The organism is Rhodococcus sp. MT28, assembly GCF_058792695.1.
Genome location: NZ_JBXAFD010000001.1, coordinates 1,080,311 through 1,096,260 on the forward strand (window position 1 = coordinate 1,080,311; position 15,950 = coordinate 1,096,260).

The 15,950-nt window shown below is 61.5% G+C and carries 15 protein-coding genes; 6 read left to right on the plus strand and 9 right to left on the minus strand.

Going from position 1 to position 15,950, the window contains the following annotated elements:
• Nucleotides 1-5: 5 nt before the first annotated feature.
• The 3 genes from AC1Q6C_RS05190 to AC1Q6C_RS05200 form a co-directional block, all read right to left on the minus strand.
• The gene (locus AC1Q6C_RS05190; RefSeq protein WP_162114377.1) at nt 6-692 is read right to left on the minus strand and encodes an ABC transporter ATP-binding protein; all 687 of its coding nucleotides are present in this window, start codon (nt 690-692) and stop codon (nt 6-8) included.
• Entirely contained in the window at nt 689-1,819 is a 1,131-nt protein-coding gene (locus tag AC1Q6C_RS05195; protein WP_230359936.1) for an ABC transporter permease, read from the minus strand. Before AC1Q6C_RS05195 ends, AC1Q6C_RS05190 begins: the two co-directional genes overlap by 4 nt.
• Before the next feature lie 142 nt (nt 1,820-1,961).
• Nucleotides 1,962-2,912: a TauD/TfdA dioxygenase family protein gene (locus tag AC1Q6C_RS05200; RefSeq protein ID WP_054187475.1), complete on the minus strand. Its 951-nt coding sequence runs from the start codon at nt 2,910-2,912 to the stop codon at nt 1,962-1,964.
• Nucleotides 2,913-3,087: 175 nt separating this feature from the next.
• Here AC1Q6C_RS05200 and AC1Q6C_RS05205 point away from each other — a divergent pair, with 175 nt between their 5' ends.
• Nucleotides 3,088-3,855: a MerR family transcriptional regulator gene (locus AC1Q6C_RS05205; protein WP_230359095.1), complete on the plus strand. Its 768-nt coding sequence runs from the start codon at nt 3,088-3,090 to the stop codon at nt 3,853-3,855.
• A gap of 78 nt (nt 3,856-3,933) precedes the next feature.
• Nucleotides 3,934-5,490 carry an alpha/beta fold hydrolase gene (locus AC1Q6C_RS05210; RefSeq protein ID WP_065455879.1) on the plus strand — a complete coding sequence of 519 codons (1,557 nt, stop codon included), beginning with the start codon at nt 3,934-3,936 and terminating at the stop codon, nt 5,488-5,490.
• A 2-nt stretch (nt 5,491-5,492) separates the two neighbouring features.
• Here the strand turns inward: AC1Q6C_RS05210 and AC1Q6C_RS05215 are convergent, their stop codons facing one another.
• From AC1Q6C_RS05215 to AC1Q6C_RS05225, 3 genes are all read right to left on the minus strand, one after another.
• On the minus strand, nt 5,493-7,013 hold the full coding sequence (locus AC1Q6C_RS05215; RefSeq protein ID WP_230359096.1) for an AMP-binding protein: 1,521 nt from the start codon (nt 7,011-7,013) through the stop codon (nt 5,493-5,495).
• Between the two features lie 73 nt (nt 7,014-7,086).
• Nucleotides 7,087-8,208 carry a DUF5938 domain-containing protein gene (locus AC1Q6C_RS05220; protein ID WP_003940189.1) on the minus strand — a complete coding sequence of 374 codons (1,122 nt, stop codon included), beginning with the start codon at nt 8,206-8,208 and terminating at the stop codon, nt 7,087-7,089.
• 55 nt (nt 8,209-8,263) lie between these two features.
• Complete coding sequence (locus tag AC1Q6C_RS05225; protein WP_007732778.1) at nt 8,264-9,067, minus strand: SDR family NAD(P)-dependent oxidoreductase; 804 nt, start codon at nt 9,065-9,067, stop codon at nt 8,264-8,266.
• A gap of 343 nt (nt 9,068-9,410) precedes the next feature.
• On the opposite strand from AC1Q6C_RS05225, the gene AC1Q6C_RS05230 reads away from it, so the two are divergent.
• Nucleotides 9,411-10,013, plus strand: a complete 603-nt coding sequence (locus AC1Q6C_RS05230) for a TetR/AcrR family transcriptional regulator (protein WP_054187484.1) — start codon at nt 9,411-9,413, stop codon at nt 10,011-10,013.
• Here AC1Q6C_RS05230 and AC1Q6C_RS05235 read toward each other — a convergent pair whose 3' ends face one another.
• On the minus strand, nt 10,014-10,607 hold the full coding sequence (locus AC1Q6C_RS05235; RefSeq protein WP_003940428.1) for a TetR/AcrR family transcriptional regulator: 594 nt from the start codon (nt 10,605-10,607) through the stop codon (nt 10,014-10,016).
• A 117-nt stretch (nt 10,608-10,724) separates the two neighbouring features.
• On the opposite strand from AC1Q6C_RS05235, the gene AC1Q6C_RS05240 reads away from it, so the two are divergent.
• The 3 genes from AC1Q6C_RS05240 (at nt 10,725) to AC1Q6C_RS05250 (ending at nt 13,594) form a co-directional block, all read left to right on the plus strand.
• Nucleotides 10,725-11,486, plus strand: coding sequence for an enoyl-CoA hydratase-related protein (locus AC1Q6C_RS05240; RefSeq protein ID WP_030536952.1), 762 nt, complete (start codon nt 10,725-10,727; stop codon nt 11,484-11,486).
• Between the two features lie 241 nt (nt 11,487-11,727).
• On the plus strand, nt 11,728-12,243 hold the full coding sequence (locus AC1Q6C_RS05245) for an OsmC family protein (RefSeq protein ID WP_007732784.1): 516 nt from the start codon (nt 11,728-11,730) through the stop codon (nt 12,241-12,243).
• 37 nt (nt 12,244-12,280) lie between these two features.
• Nucleotides 12,281-13,594, plus strand: a complete 1,314-nt coding sequence (locus tag AC1Q6C_RS05250) for a bifunctional o-acetylhomoserine/o-acetylserine sulfhydrylase (protein WP_003939848.1) — start codon at nt 12,281-12,283, stop codon at nt 13,592-13,594.
• Between the two features lie 64 nt (nt 13,595-13,658).
• Here AC1Q6C_RS05250 and bphC read toward each other — a convergent pair whose 3' ends face one another.
• Entirely contained in the window at nt 13,659-14,579 is a 921-nt protein-coding gene (gene bphC, locus AC1Q6C_RS05255) for a biphenyl-2,3-diol 1,2-dioxygenase (protein WP_003940493.1), read from the minus strand.
• Nucleotides 14,580-14,614: 35 nt separating this feature from the next.
• On the minus strand, nt 14,615-15,793 hold the full coding sequence (locus AC1Q6C_RS05260) for an acyl-CoA dehydrogenase family protein (protein ID WP_003940250.1): 1,179 nt from the start codon (nt 15,791-15,793) through the stop codon (nt 14,615-14,617).
• Nucleotides 15,794-15,950: the final 157 nt, after the last annotated feature.

Sequence of the window (15,950 nt, forward strand, 5' to 3'; positions counted from 1 at the left end):
CGGGCTTACTCGCTCTGACGCAACCGACCGTCAACCATTTCGAGGATGCGGTCGCAGTGCCCGAGCACGTCGTGATCGTGGGTCACCATGATCGTAGCGACGCCTGCCTCGTGAGTTTCGTGCGAGAGCAGTTCGACCACCTCATGGCTGCGTTTGCGGTCGAGAGCAGCCGTCGGCTCGTCGACGAGCAGTAGTGAGGGATTGCTCATCAATGCCCGAGCGATACCGACGCGCTGGCGTTCACCGCCGGAGAGTTGACCGGGTCGACGATCTGCACGGTGACTCATACCGACCGAGTCGAGCAACTCCTCGGGATCGCGACCCGGCCGCCCCGTGAGCTTGGGAATCAGCCGAAGCTGATCGCGCGCCGTCAGCGCTGGAATCAGGTTGCCGGACTGAAAGACGAAGCCGACCTTGTCTCGTCGAAGTTTGGCGAGAGCACGGGCCGGCATCGCCGACACGTCCACGCCGTCGACGACAATCGTTCCACTCGACGGCCGACCGAGTCCGCCGGCCACAGCGAGCAAGCTCGACTTTCCAGCGCCTGACGGTCCGACGATCGCGACAAGTTCGCCGCACGAGACCTCCAGGTTCACGTTGTCGAGGGCGAGCACGGTGGAGTCACCGTCACCGAATCGAAGACTGACAGCGGTCAATACCAATCCGGTTGTGGTCTTTTCGACTGTGGTCATCGGTTTTCTCCCAATGCGGTGAGCGGGTTGACACGGGTAACACGGACGATGGCAACGGCTGCGCCGACCAGCCCGAGTACCGCCAAGAGCACTGCGCCGTTGACGACTGGGCCGGACTCGAGGGCGAACGGCATCCCCCCGCCTTCGAGCCCCGAACCGAGCCCCAAGCCCAGCAACACACCGAGGCCGATGGAACCAAGCAGCACTACCAGTGCCTGCGCCATGCCGTCACGAAGCAGGAAGCCGGTAGAGGCTCCCATCGCGCGCAACACTGCGAGTTCACGACCGCGCTGAACCGTCCAGATACTGAAGAATGCACCGACCACCAGGGCCGAAATCGCGTACAGAAACGCCTTGATCATCGACATAGTCATCATTTCCGCGGAGAACCCTGGTGAGGAGTCGAAAGATTCCTCGAGCGTCTTTGCGGACGTTCCCGCCGCCGCATCGCCCGACACGAGATCCGGTAACGCGCCACCAATGCCCCGAATCGCAACAACACTTGCTTCGGAATAGGCACTGGCATTGGCGGTTTCGCCGATCTTGGCACCGGCGTGAACCTCCTGCCAAGTACGCAGGGGCAGGTAGGCGACGTCGACGTGACCGAAAGTGCGCTTGTCTTCGGTGAATCCGACAACTGTCAGCTCCGTACCGAGTCGATCGAGTATCACGGTGTCACCGATCGCAACACCGTCGTCACGGAAGGTAGAGCTGACGATGATGTCCGTGTCGGCATGCAGTCCCCTCCCGTCGGCGGTGACGGGCTCGAGGAAGGAGCCAGGTTCGATGCCGAAGAGCGTGAGATCGACAGGCGTGCCACTGCGAGTTTTTGCATTGACGATCATGTTGCCGAAGAGCTCGGCGTCTTGGACATCGGGTTGCATGCGCCATGCCTGCGCCTGCTCCTCGGTGACGACCGAGCGCGAAAACGCTGAGTCGGCTTTGGTGTCCGGCGCGAAGGCAAACGCCTGAATCGGCGTCCGCTGCAAAGCGGAGACACCGTCGTTTACCAGGCCGGACGAGAGGCCGGACAGAATCACCATCAGGATCGAGATGAGGGCAACCACGGCACCCATCAAGAGGAATCGATTTCGCGCAAACCACAGTTCACGCAGGGCGAGGAACATTCGGGAAGCTCCAAAGTCGTCGGTGCGAGTCACGCCGACTTTTATCGACGCCTTGTCGAAATCATATCGACAAGGCGTCGAAAAACTATGTGAGGTGCGTTACTACTTCCCGTAGTAGACACTCGAGGCGCTGAGCGTCGTATCAGCCCCCGACGCCCACCGGTCGATCCCCGACAATCGAGATTCGATCCATCACACGACGAGCCGGGAAGTAGTCACTGGCCGCGTAGTGCTGGCAGGTCCGATTGTCCCAGAAGGCAACAGTATTCGGCTCCCACTTCAAACGGACCTGAAATTCCGGACGATTGACGTGGCGATACAGCATCGTGAGAAGTTCGTTCGATTCTTCTTCTGACACACCCAAGATCCGTTGCGTGAAGGTCATGTTGACGAACAACACCCGCCTGCCACTTTCCGGAATGATCCGAACCACCGGATGCTGCACAGCGGGGAACTTCGGACGCAACATCTCGACCGCATCCACCGGCATCGACCTGCCGAACGAGTTGATCCAATCGTGTTCTGCAACAAGCGGGTCGATACGCTTCTTGATGTCTTCAGGAAGCAGATCGTAGGCAGCTGCAGTATCGGCCCACAAAGTGTCACCACCCACCTCCGGCACCTCGACCGCACGAAGAACTGCTGCGAACGAAGGAAACTCGTGCCACGTAACGTCGTTGTGCCAGTTGTTCTCGACTCCGCCGACCATCGCATCCTTCGCCAGTGTCGTGACATCGACGTCCGTCTGCCCGGGCTGCGTGTACTTGAAGAACGGATGCTGTTCGAGATCGCCCCAACGCTCGGCAAAAGCTCGATGTTCCGCTCGGTCGAGGTCCTGATCGCGGAAGAAGAGGACTTTCCATTCGAGGAGAGCTCGGCGGAGTTCCGCAATCACGGCATCAGACAGGCCCCCGCCGAGTCGAATACCGGAGATTTCCGCTCCGATCGTCGGCGCGACCGCCTTGACCGCAAAGTGTTCGTACGGTGCCGGAACTACCGACTCGGGATTCCGGCGAGCAACGAGTGGACCGTACGCAGCAAGCGGGTCGGTGGGGATCGGAAAGATTGTTGCCGCAGGAAAAAGGGTAGCCATCAGGGCACTTCCTCGAAATCGACGATGTCGTAAAGGACAAAAGTCAGATTAAGTCCGCCTCCTTAAAGTGTCAACGGTCACGTTCTCCGGCGCGAATCTTGACCCTGACGCCGCGTCAAGGTTGGAGAATGGTTTTCACAGACGGAATCCGATTCGATCACGGGAGGGCAGGGCGATGATGACCATCGGCGAGCTGGCCAAATTGGCCGGCACCACCGTCAGGTCCGTGCGCTACTACCACTCGAACGGCCTTCTCGAAGAACCACAACGCCAACCCAACGGCTACCGCACGTACCGGGCGGTGGACCTGGCACGACTGAGTCGCATCCGCCGCCTGCGCGATCTGGGGATTCCTGTTGCCAAGATCGCCGAACTACTCGACGGCGACGCTCACGACACTCGGACCGCACTCGATGCCCTCGACAAGGAATTGGCGACGAAGGCCGAACAGATCGCTGTTCAGCGTGCGCACATCGAGTCGCTACGCCGCAATGCCGATCCTGAACTACCCGACGCGTTTTCGGAAGTGCTCGCACACTACGTCGTTGCCGGTGCGCCGACAGCGTGGATCGACAACGAGCGTGAACTTCTGATCCTCGCACTCACGGTCTCCGGGGGCGATCCCGAGGTCTGCGATTCACTCCTGTCCGCCCATCGCCGGGTATTGGCCGAGCCGAACCGCGAGCAGGCCATCGAATTGATAACTCGCATGTATGCCCTCGCCGACGCACCGGCTGACGCGGACACGATTGCGGCCCTTGCCATTCAGTTCTGCGACTTCACCGAGAGCGTGCTACCCGAACAGGCTGCACCGGAGGACGCTTCCCCCACCCGGCTGGTAGCGGTACTGCGCGAACACCAAGCGGATCGACGAACCGTCACCCAGGAAAGATTCGCGAAGGCTGTGGCCGCGGAGTTCGCCGCCCGTCAATCCCGCCTCTGAAAAACCCTGATCAACCCCCACATTCGAAGTGGGGTGACCAACACTGCCCGAAAATGGGCTCAACGCAAGGACACGACAATGACTGGATTCACCATGCCCAGATCACGCATGCCTCGATCACGAAGGTGGCTGGCTACCACAATCGCCGCTGCTGCGCTCGCCGTACCTGCATTGGCGGCGTGCTCGGATCCTGCTACTCCGCAGGAAGATCCACAATCGAATCTCAGCGCGTTCTACGAACAGGATCTCGAGTGGGGGCCATGCGCCACAGACACCGGAACGTCGACCGCAAGTGAATGCGCCATGGTCACAGTACCTTTGGACTATTCCGTCCCTGACGGCAAAACGATCGAAGTGGCGATCTCGCGGGTCGCATCCACCGACCCCGCACAGCGACGAGGGATCCTGCTCACCAACCCTGGTGGCCCGGGTGGCCGAGGACTGGGATTGCCCGAGATTCTGAATGCGGGCATGACACCGGAAGTCGCAGCGGCATACGACGTCATCGGCATGGATACCCGAGGACTCGGCAAGAGCACACCGATCGACTGCGGCGTCGAACAGATGACATGGATGCGGTCGCCGGGCACCACGGACGAGGGATGGAACGAGAGTGTTGCGCTCGCACGCGAGGCCGCTGACACATGCTGGGACAAGTACCCGGACTATCTGCCGCACATCAATACTCAAAACATCGCCCGAGACCTCGACGTGATTCGTGGCGCCCTCGACCAGGAGAAGGCGTCGTACTTCGGGTGGTCGTACGGTACATACCTCGGTGCAACCTATGCTCAAATGTTCCCGGACAGGATCGACCGTGTGGTTCTCGACAGTGCACCGGATCCGAAGAAATATGGATACGAGATGTTCCAGGACATGGGCCCGGCCAACGAGAAAGCGATCGACGGATTCTCGCAGTGGGCAGCAGAACACAACTCCACCTATGCACTCGGATCGACGCCCGCCGAAGTTCGCGCCCTCATCGAGAAGCTGATCTCGGACGCGGCCACCACTCCGATACAGATCGGTGACCATGCCGTCGACGATCACGTCCTTCCATTCCTGATGTACGTCAACGGAACCGGCGACACCGAGAAGGAAAGTGAGGCATTCGCACAGGTATTGGTTCAGTTGCGCGATCTCGCCGCAGGCAAGACCGTCGAGAACATCCATCCCCAGCTGACGGGATTGATGCAGGCATGGTTCCAGACCGAACTGGGAACCGGTCCTGACTATGCCGGGACAATCGCCATCGTCTGCGGAGACGTATCGATGCCGAGCGATCCCCAGTGGTACCGCAACAAGTTGGAGGAGCACCGTGATGATCAGCCGATCTTTGCCGGCACACACAACACGATCATGCCGTGCGCGTTCTGGCGCAGTGAGGCCCCTACGCGGATCGACATCGACAACAACGTTCCGGCATTGCAGATCCAGGCAACCGGTGACACCCGCACGACGTACGACGAAGGCCTCGGCATGCATGAAGCGATGAAAGGCTCACGGCTCGTGACAGTTCCAGGCCGCACTCATGCGGTGTTCCCGGGCTACGCGAATACTTGCGCGAACGCCGCCGTCAACTCGTACCTGCTCGACGGCTCACTGCCGGCCGAAGACGTGGTGTGCGAGTCGTGACCTCAGCCCGTCAGATCGCTCTTGATCTCGTTCTTGAGAACTTTGCCGACCTTGGAGCGAGGTAGATCGTCCCAGACGATGACTTGCTTCGGAGTCTTCACACTTCCGATGCGAGCCTTCACGAAAGCCATCACCTCGGCGCCGTCGATGTCGGCGCCGAGGTGCGGTTGCACCACTGCCACAACGCGTTCGCCCCACTTGTCATCCGGCAACCCGATCACTCCGCAGTCCTGAATCCCCGGATACGCCATGAGTGCCTGCTCCACCTCGACCGAATAGACGTTGAAACCGCCGGTGATGATCATGTCCTTCGCACGGTCGACGATGAACAGGAAATTGTCCTCGTCCAGGTACCCGATATCGCCGGTGTGATGCCAGCCGTGGGCTGACGCTTCCGCGGTTGCGTCGGGGTTCTTGTAATAACCCGCCATCACCAACGAACTGCGAATCACCACCTCACCACGCTCGCCACGTCCGAGCAGCGCGCCTTTGTCATCCATGATCCCCACGGTCACCAGCGGCGACGGTCGACCCGCCGACGAAAGTCGTGACGTTGCGACAGTGCCGTCCGAGCCGAAGTGCTCCTTCGGTGACATCGTCGAGATCATCATGGGGGCTTCACTCTGCCCGAACAGCTGAGCCATGACCGGGCCGATCTTGTCGATCGCCTCCGCGAGTCTGGTCGGGGAGATCGGCGCCGCTCCGTACCAGAAGCATTGCAGCGAGCTGAGATCCGTGGCCGACAGGGCCTCGTGCTCGAGCAGCATGTAGATGAGCGTCGGCGGCAGGAAGGTGTGAGTCACCTTGTGCTTCTGAACGTTCGCGAGGAAGTACCCGAGGTCGGGCTTCGGCATGATCACTACTTCGCCGCCGAGGGCCATGATCGGGAAGCACAGAACACCGGCGGCGTGAGTCAGCGGTGCCAGCGCCAGATACACCGGGCGCCCCTCGAACGGATAACTCATCAAAGTGATTGCGGTCATCGTCTCGATGTTGTGCCCGGTCAACATCACTCCCTTTGGCCGTCCAGTTGTACCACCGGTGCCGACCAGCATGGTGACGTCGTCGGGCGCCGCGACGTCGAGTTCGTCTTCCCCGAGCCAGCTTTCGAGAGATTGTGCCGATTCCGATTCGCCGTCGATGCAGACGAGCGTCACCAACTGGGGAAGCGCATCCTTGATCTGGTCGACTAGCGGCGCATAGGACTTCTGGAAGAACAGAGCGCGACAATCGAACAAATCCAACAGGTCTCGGTTTTCCGCAGCTTCGTTGCGAGGGTTGATCGGGCACCAGACTGCACCAGCCCTACTGATACCGAATACGCAGGAGAACGAGATCGGGTCGTTGCCGGACAGAATCGCGACCTTTTCGCCCGGCGCGATGCCCGAAGCCGCGAGCGAAGCTGCGAAGCGTCGGCTGAACTGTTGCACCTCGCCGTAGGAGAGAGTGCGCTCCCCCATCGTCAAACACGGTGCGGTGGAACCAAGAGAGGCTCCCTTGTCGAGATAGTCGGTCAAACGCATGGGGAGCCTCCAGGGCGGGGCTCCCGGCGCGCTACACGCCGGGAGCCGTGAACATGATGACGAGGGCGACGAGTTAGGCGTTGATGGTTACTTCCGGCTCCAGAGCCAGCCCGAAACTACGTAGCGCGCCGAGCAGTTCGCGATGGCCGAACGCCTGGCAAGCCGAGGCAAGCCCGGTCCGCTTCGGCGCCTGCTGGAGCAGAGAATGCGCTGCATAGGCGTGCAGGAGGCCCGTCTGCTTGTAGTTACAGTTTCCGTGGATCACGACGTGCGAGCGACCCAGCGGGCCCGACGCGTAGACGGAGTCGAGTGAGGTGTTGATGCGCGGATTTTCACGAGGGGGCATACCGGCCTGAACCGATCCGGCGATCTCGGCCAAGGCGGCTTCCTGCTCGTCGGCGGGCAGGGTCTTGATCTGCTCCTCCACGATCTTCTGCGTCGCGACAACGCCTTCCATCACGGTGCGGTCGAACACTCCGCCCGCAGCCTTGACGTTGGAAACTCGCGGATCGTTCTTGAACCACACCGGGTGGCATGTTCCGCCCCACGGCAATGCAAGCGCAGTTTCGTGCTGGCCCGGAACGACGACGTCGAAAGTCTGGCCGGGCGCCCACTGCACGTACTTGTTCTGCTCGAGGTAGTACCAGTTTGCCTTGAGGATGGTGAAGATCGTCTGAGTGGACGCGTAGGTGGGAAATCCCTTCCACAGCACGAGGATGTCGAGCGTATCGAGGCCCGGCGTTTCCAGTGCGATATTGGCCGCGATCTCACCGGTGGTGTACATCTGCGCGATACCGGGCGAGAGAAGCAGGCCCTTCTCCTGATACTTGTCGCTGAACTTCTCCTGGACGTCGAGTACCCAGTCCTGCTCACCGGTGGTATCCATGTAGTGGCAACCGGCATTCAACGCAGCCTCGACGACGGTCCCGCCAAGCTTGATGAACGGCCCGACCATGTTGCTGACAACCTGTGCGCCGGTGAACAATTCGGTGAGAGCCTCGACCGTGTGCTCGACCTCGACGACCTCGTGATCGACGGTGTCCAATCCGGGGATCTTGTCGAGGACCTCTTGGATGCGAGCGGCGTCGCGGCCGGCTGCGATGAACGGGATGTTGAACTCGCGCAGGTATTCACACACCAGACGGCCGGTGTACCCGGAGACGCCGTAGACGATGACTGGCTTCTTTTCGGACATGTTCGTGGAACCTTTCGAAGACGTGAGAAGGGTGTACGTACGAATGAAGGGCGAGCTACATGCCCATGCCACCGTCGACCGGTAGGCCGATTCCGGTGATGAATCGCGCGGCGTCGGAGGACAAGAACACAACGGCGTCAGCCATGTCGTTCACTTCACCGAGGCGGCCGAGCGGGGTGAGGCCGATGACGTCTCCGACTGCTGCTTCGGCGCTGGGCCAGAGACCGAGCTTCTCCATGTCCGCCGCGAGTCCGAGACCCATCTCCGTGGCGACAAGACCCGGGTAGATGCAGTTGACGCGGACTCCGTAGCCGAGCTTGCCCGACTCGGCGGCGGCAACTCTGGTGAAGCGATCGACCGCGGACTTGGTCGCGGAGTATCCACTGATCCCGGGAAACGGAATGGTGGCGGCCACTGAAGAGATGTTGATGACGGAACCGCCGGTTCCGGCTACGCCACCCGGACGCATGCTGCGCAGTCCGTGTTTGGTTCCGAGCGCTGTTCCGAGGATGTTGACCTCACACATACGGCGGATGTCGTTCGGATCGAGGTCGACCACCAGCGAGGAAATCTCGATGCCTGCGTTGTTGACGAGGATGTCGAAGCCGCCGAGGGTCTCCGCGGTGGCGGCGACTGCCTCTTCCCAGTTGGCATCGTCGGTGACGTCCAGCTTTACGAAGCCGGTTTTGACTCCGCCCGAACCAACAGCCTCTGCGGTGGCACGACCCTCGTCTTCGAGAACGTCGCCGATCATCACTGACGCCCCCGCCTTCGCCAACGCCTCAGCCATTCCGGCTCCGAGCCCCTTGGCACCACCTGTGACCAGTGCTTTTCGTCCCTCGAGATCAAACACGCTCATTTTCGACTGCCTCCATGACTGAAACGACTCTCGCGATGCCACCGTTCACAGCGACGCTGCCAAGTGGTGTGAGTCACAGAGTATTCAACTTTGGACGAGTGTCAAGAGAAATCTTGACGACTGTCAAGATTTTGTTACACACTCGTCAAAGACCAGGGGTTACACTGATTTGGACGCGGTGATCGTGCCGCTGTGGAAACCGCAGGGAACAGGACGTGCCATCGTGACCACGACAGTCGAGAAGCCTAGTGAGGCAGGGAAAAAGGCTGCACCTAGCTCACCGGGCCAGCAGTCCGACTCCGCGAAGCGGTCCGACTCCGCCAAGCGGTCCAACGCAGACAAGGTGTCGCGTCGCCAGGTCGACAAATTCTCCGAGCGACGTGATCAACTCGCCGAGGCCGCACTGCAAACCCTGGCCGAATTGGGCTACGCACGCACGAGCCTGCGCGAAATCGCCCAGAATTCGGAGTTCTCCCACGGCGTCCTGCACTACTACTTCAGCGACAAGGTCGATCTCATCACCCACTGCGTGCGCCACTACAAGTCACGCTGCGTCACCCGCTACGACGGCATCGTCGCCACCGCGAAGACACCGGAGGAACTGAAAACCGGTTTCGGCGCACTGCTCGCCGAGACCATGATCGAAGAACCCACGATGCACCGCCTCTGGTACGACCTGCGCGCGCAGTCGATGTTCGAGGAGTCGTTCCGAGCCGACGTCGCCGCGATCGACGAGAGTCTCGAAAACATGATCTGGCGCATTGTTTCTCGCTACGCCGAGCTTCTCGACGTAGAGGCATCGGTCACCTCGGCGGCGATGTACGCAATCTTCGACGGCCTGTTCCAGCAGAGCCTGCTGCGCCATCTGTCCGGCGATCAGACTGCCGCAAACTATCTTTCGGAGAGCGTCCAGCAGATGCTGCCTCTGGTAGTGCCCACTCCCTGATCAGCGAGCAGCGATGCCTTCCGCGACGTACCTGGCTCCGCGATCGAATTCTCCGACCACGTCGTAATCGGCGTCTTGCCGCCAGAAGCGGACCAACGCTCCGTACGTACCACCGATCATCTGTGCGAGAAAGAGCGGCGGGTAGTCCGATCTCACTTCGCCGGCTTCGATACCGGCAGTGACGATCCGCAGAAGTTCCACGTGGAACCGATGATCGTGGGCCGCCCCCGCTCCGGAGGAGGCGAAGTCGCGCTCGAGTTCTGCAGTCACCATGCGCAGATAGCGCGGGTGCATGATCGCTTGCTGCGCAAAGTCCTGAAAAATCCGGGAGATCCGATCAGAAGTCGGCATCGGCGATTCCATGAGCTGATCCACCAGTGCCGCAAGCTGATCGAGATGATCACTGTGCAACGCCTCGAGAACCGAGTCCTTGCCCTGGAAGTAATTGAAGAAGGTGGCTCGCGACACCTCGGCTCGCTCGGCGATGTCGTCGACGGTCGTGCTGGCGAAACCCTGCGCCGAGAACAGAATTCGAGCAGCCGAGAGCAACCTGTCGTTGGTGTCGCGCTTGTTCTGTTCTCGTTTGGAAATCACGTCGACCTGCCCTTCTCCGCCTCAGAACACAGTCTTCGCCACAGTCCGGAATGTGTCCAATGTCCGTCCCGTCAGGTGACGCACCTCCGCCTCCGATAGGTGGACTACAGTCCAATTATGTCGACTGTTTCCACCGAACGCCATGACCGCGTTCTCATCGTCAGGATCGAACGCGAAGAACGCCGTAACGCGATCAACCGTGAGACTGCCGAGGGAATCGAAGCCGCGCTGAATCTTCTCGACGACGACCCTGATCTGTGGGTCGGCATCATCACCGGAACCCCCAATATCTTTTGCGCCGGAACCGATATCCGAGAGCGGGCCGACCTTCGCATGCCTCGCGGCGGTGAGTACGGCGTCATTCGGCGCCGGCGGAACAAGCCCCTGATCGCTGCAGTCGAGGGCTACGCGCTTGGTGGCGGTTTCGAAATCGCACTGGCCTGCGATCTGATCGTCGCCTCTGCCACAGCGCAATTCGGCCTTCCCGAAACCAAACGCGGTCTGGTTGCGACGTCCGGCGCACTCTTTCGGGCTCCTCGCGCGCTTCCGATCAACGTCGCCCGTGAACTCTTGATCACCGGCCGCACACTCGATCCCGAACGGGCAAAGGACCTCGGCGTCGTCAATGCAGTCACTGCCCCTGGTAAGGCACTCGACGAGGCACTGGTGATGGCAGCGGAGATCTGCGAGTCCTCCCCCACCTCCGTGAGTCTGAGTCTGAAGGCCATCGAGGCTCTCTACGCCGACGCCGACGCCGACGGATGGAAGGTCACCGACGACGCCAAGGACGCAGTGTTGCGCTCTCCGGACATCGCCGAAGGACTCGACGCTTTCGCCAATCGTCGGACACCCCGGTGGAGCGGACTGCCGCCCGCATGACAGACCACAATCCGAGACAGATTTCCTATACGTCTGGTCGGAAAGGGTATGAACCGGTTACAGTCTCTCCTGTGACGGGAATCGGCGCATACGAGACGGGCACGCTGCTGACGCGGCGGCGCCATGTCGACTTTGCGCATGTCTGTACATCCGGGTGTCCGATCTACTGATCGGACCTACGACGTGAGCGCCGCTCACGTCGATACTCGTATGTACACCCAGATCAGGGGACATTTCTGTCATGACCACCGCCTCCATCTCACACCTGAGTTCCGTCGTAGCAGCCAACGCCGACGCCATCGACAAAGACGCGAGCAAAGCGCACGTCGTCTTCAAGGCTTCCGCCCAGGCGCACGACGCCGTTGCCAGCACTATTTCTCTCGGTAAGTACAGCGTCGAGGTCGACGAGCCGCCGGCCCTCGGCGGCGAGAACACCGCAGCCAATCCTGTCGAGTACTACCTTGCTTCCCTGCTCTCCTGCCAGGTGGTCACCTACCGCGTCTGGGCGGACAAACTCGGTATCGCTCTCGACGACATCTCGGCCAGAGCCGAAGGTGACCTCGACGTTCGTGGATTCTTCGGCTTCGACGACGCCGTCCGTCCGGGATTCTCCGAGGTCCGCGTGGTCGTCACCCTGACCGGCCCCGAAACCCGCGAGCGCTACCTGGAACTGCAGGAAACGGTCGACGCCCACTGCCCCGTACTCGATCTCACCCGCAATCCCGTCCCAGTGCACACAGTCGTCGAAACCGCCTGACCCGCACCAACCCACCTTCACCACGGAGTATGAATTCATGAGCGAGAACACCCCCGTCGATACCGATCCGACCGCCGATTGGTCGTTCGAAACCAAGCAGGTCCACGCCGGACAGGGCCCGGACAGCGCTACCAACGCTCGGGCGCTTCCGATCTACCAGACCACCAGCTACGTCTTCGACAACACCGACCATGCGGCGGCGCTCTTCGGCCTCGCCGAGCCGGGCAACATCTACACCCGCATCATGAACCCGACGCAGGACGCCGTCGAGCAGCGCATCGCCGCCCTCGAAGGCGGAGTCGCGGCTCTGCTGGTTGCGTCCGGTCAGGCCGCCGAATCCTTCGCGATCCTCAACCTCGCCGAGGCCGGGGACCACATCGTCTCAAGCCCTCGCCTGTACGGCGGCACGTACAACCTCTTCCACTACACGCTGCCCAAGCTCGGTATCACCGTCGACTTCGTCGAGGACCCGGACAACCTCGATCACTGGCGTGAGGCAATCCGTCCGAACACCAAGGCGTTCTACGGCGAAACCATCTCCAACCCCAAGAACGACGTGTTCGACATCCCCGGCATCAGCGCAGTCGCCCATGAGCACGGCATCCCACTGATCGTGGACAACACGGTCGCAACTCCGTATCTCATTCAGCCGCTGAAGCACGGCGCCGACATCGTCGTCCACTCCGCCACCAAATACCTCGGCGGACACGGCACCGCGATCGCCGGCGTCATCGTCGACGGTGGCACCTTCGACTGGACCCAGGGACGCCACACCAACTTCACGACCCCCGACCCCAGCTACCACGGCGTCACCTTCGCCGATCTCGGTGCACCCGCCTACGCCCTCAAGGCACGCGTTCAGCTTCTGCGCGACCTCGGCTCGGCCATCGCACCGTTCAACGCCTTCCTCATCTCGCAGGGTATCGAGACACTGAGCCTGCGCATCGAGCGCCACGTGTCCAACGCCCAGAAGGTCGCGGAATTCCTCGAGGGCCGCGCCGAGGTCACGTCGGTCGCGTACGCCGGACTGGAATCCTCGCCCTGGCACGAGCGCGGAAAGCAGCTGGCTCCCAAGGGAACCGGCGCCATCGTCGCGTTCGAGCTCGCCGGTGGAGTCGACGCAGGCAAGAAGTTCGTCAACGCACTGACGTTGCACAGCCACGTCGCCAACATCGGTGACGTTCGCTCACTCGTCATCCACCCCGCGTCGACGACGCACTCGCAGCTCACCCCCGAGGAGCAGCTCGCTTCGGGCGTCACCCCGGGGCTCGTCCGCCTTGCGGTCGGCATCGAAGGGATCGACGACATTCTCGCCGACCTCGAAACCGGTTTGGCCGCAGCAGCTTCCTGATCTATCGCACGAAAAAGCTCGGCCCCGATATGCATTGGGACCGAGCTTTTTCGTTGCGTAAGAGCTAGCTCTTGGGAGTGAACGCGGCCAGCGGTTCACTCTCGGACCAGTCATGGCCCCAGTAGCTGTCGGCCGTGATTTCCTCAGCGGTGTAGAAGGCTTCGTCGACAAGCATGCCTTCGCAACCGAACTCCAGATCCCATCCACCCGGTGCGCGCACGTAGAACGACACCATCTTGTCGTTCGTGTGGCGACCCAACGTCGAGGAGATCGAGAAGCCGAGCTTGGCAACACGATCGAGAGCCTGACCGACGGCGTCGAGAGTCTCGGCTTCCATCATCAGGTGCACGAGACCGGGCTCGTCAACCGGCGGCGCCGGGCACAACGCCAGGCTGTGGTGGCGCTGGTTGACACCCATGAAGCGAACGCGGCGAGCCGGCGGCGGCGCATCGATACCGCCGAGACGGATGGAACCGCGCGGGAGGAATCCGAGCACCTCGGTGTAGAAGGTGTATGCCTCGTCGAAACGCGTAACCGGAAGCACCACATGGCCGAGGCCCTGATCGCCGGTGACGAAACGGCCGCCGTGCGGGGTGACCAACGGGCTGTGGTCGAGTACCGGTCCGAAGAAGACCTCGACTCGGTTACCGTTGGGATCGTCGAATGCGATGACCTGCTCGGCATCGCGGTAGCTGGCGTCGACCTCGGAAAGAACCTCGACCTCGACTCCGGCCTTCTCCACTGCTTCACGAACACGCTGGAGCGCGAACTGATCTCGCACTTCCCAGCCCACTGCGAGAGCCTTGTCCGTCTCACCGGGCAGGACGATCAGTCGCGCACGACGCTCGTCCAGGCGCAAGTAGAGGCCGTCGGCCTCCGGGCCACTACCGACCGCGAGGCCGAGTCCGTCGACCACGAGCTCGCGCCAGCGAGCCACGTCCTGCGTTTGGATCCTGAGATACCCCAGGCCCCGAATTTCAGTCATGCCTAACCGTCCTTGCTTCGAAAGTATTTGTGGGACTAGATCATCGAGCGGTGGATACCCTGCGGTTCGCCGCCGAGCTGCGAGAGCGTCGACGCATGGAAGATGGAGCCAGGCACATGAATCGCATGCGCGAGACCGGCATGAGCGTCACGCCAGAACCGCTGCATCGGCGTGTTCAACTGCAAAGCCCCACCACCGGAACGAGCAAAGATCTCGTCCACCGCACGCACCGCCCGCCACGCCGCAGCAGTCTGCGTACGCCGACCGATCGCACGAAGCTCGAACGAAACTTCCTGCCCCTTCTCCGTCATGTCCCAGAAACGATCCACCGTCTCCAAGATCGCAGCCCGAGAAGCAGCGATCTCGGCCGCCGCCTCACCGATCGCGAACAGCACGTACGGATCTTCCTTGATCGGAACACCACTGACCGTCACACGCTCACGCTGCGCCGCCATGTTGCACGCCAACGCACCTTCGGCGATACCGATCAACGACGAGGTGATCCCCAACGGGAAAATGCACGAGAACGGGAACTTGTACAACGTCTCCGTACGGCCCGCTTCCTTCCACGCCGTCCCGTCGTACACCTTTCCGGCGTCGATCGTGCGGTACGTCGGCAGGAATGCGTCCTTGACGATCAGATCCTTCGACCCGGTTCCGCGTAGGCCCACGACATTCCAGCTGTCCTGGTCGATGTCGTAATCCGAACGCGGCAACAGCACGTGCAGGTGCTTCGGCGGCATCAACGGCTTGCCGGACTCGTCACCGACCATCGCACCGATCATGATCCAGTCACAATGATCGGTACCCGAGGAAAACGACCAGCGACCGTTGAGGATGTACCCACCCTCGACCGGCCTCGCCACACCCATCGGCGCATACGGCGACGCCATCCACGTATCGGGATCGGTTCCCCACACCTCTTCCTGAGCCTTGCGGTCGAAGAACGCAAGCTCCCACGGATGCACACCGACGATGCCGCTGACCCAGCCCGTGGCACCGTCCATCGCGCCGATAGCCATTGCCGTCTCGGCGAATTCACGCGGATGCGCCTCGAGGCCACCGAACTCCTTCGGCTGGAACATCCGGATGACGCCGGAGTCGCGCAAGCGCTTCGCGCTGCCGTCCGTCAAGCGCATCAGCTTGTCGCCCTCGACTCCGTCGGCGCGGATCTCGTCGGCGAACTGTGAGATGTTGTCCAGAACCTGACCCATGATTTTTCCGGCTTTCTGGTTTCGCTACCCGGCGAGTGCCTGGGCAGAATGAAAATCTGTTGGTGAAACGGTGGCAGGTAGCCCACCGAAGTGCAGAAACGCTTCCCGGTGAGTGGGAGCACCCCTGTGCGCCTTTTTGGTAGTGGGGGCTACCAAA

Coding starts and splice junctions, on each gene's coding strand:
- AC1Q6C_RS05195 (WP_230359936.1), bottom strand. CDS start 1,819: ATGTTCCTCGCCCTGCGTGAACTGTGGTTTGCGCGAAATCGATTCCTC.
- AC1Q6C_RS05240 (WP_030536952.1), top strand. CDS start 10,725: ATGTCGACTGTTTCCACCGAACGCCATGACCGCGTTCTCATCGTCAGG.
- AC1Q6C_RS05220 (WP_003940189.1), bottom strand. CDS start 8,208: ATGTCCGAAAAGAAGCCAGTCATCGTCTACGGCGTCTCCGGGTACACC.
- AC1Q6C_RS05215 (WP_230359096.1), bottom strand. CDS start 7,013: ATGCGTTTGACCGACTATCTCGACAAGGGAGCCTCTCTTGGTTCCACC.
- AC1Q6C_RS05250 (WP_003939848.1), top strand. CDS start 12,281: ATGAGCGAGAACACCCCCGTCGATACCGATCCGACCGCCGATTGGTCG.
- AC1Q6C_RS05205 (WP_230359095.1), top strand. CDS start 3,088: ATGATGACCATCGGCGAGCTGGCCAAATTGGCCGGCACCACCGTCAGG.
- AC1Q6C_RS05260 (WP_003940250.1), bottom strand. CDS start 15,793: ATGGGTCAGGTTCTGGACAACATCTCACAGTTCGCCGACGAGATCCGC.
- AC1Q6C_RS05245 (WP_007732784.1), top strand. CDS start 11,728: ATGACCACCGCCTCCATCTCACACCTGAGTTCCGTCGTAGCAGCCAAC.
- AC1Q6C_RS05200 (WP_054187475.1), bottom strand. CDS start 2,912: ATGGCTACCCTTTTTCCTGCGGCAACAATCTTTCCGATCCCCACCGAC.
- AC1Q6C_RS05210 (WP_065455879.1), top strand. CDS start 3,934: ATGACTGGATTCACCATGCCCAGATCACGCATGCCTCGATCACGAAGG.
- AC1Q6C_RS05225 (WP_007732778.1), bottom strand. CDS start 9,067: ATGAGCGTGTTTGATCTCGAGGGACGAAAAGCACTGGTCACAGGTGGT.
- AC1Q6C_RS05190 (WP_162114377.1), bottom strand. CDS start 692: ATGACCACAGTCGAAAAGACCACAACCGGATTGGTATTGACCGCTGTC.
- bphC (WP_003940493.1), bottom strand. CDS start 14,579: ATGACTGAAATTCGGGGCCTGGGGTATCTCAGGATCCAAACGCAGGAC.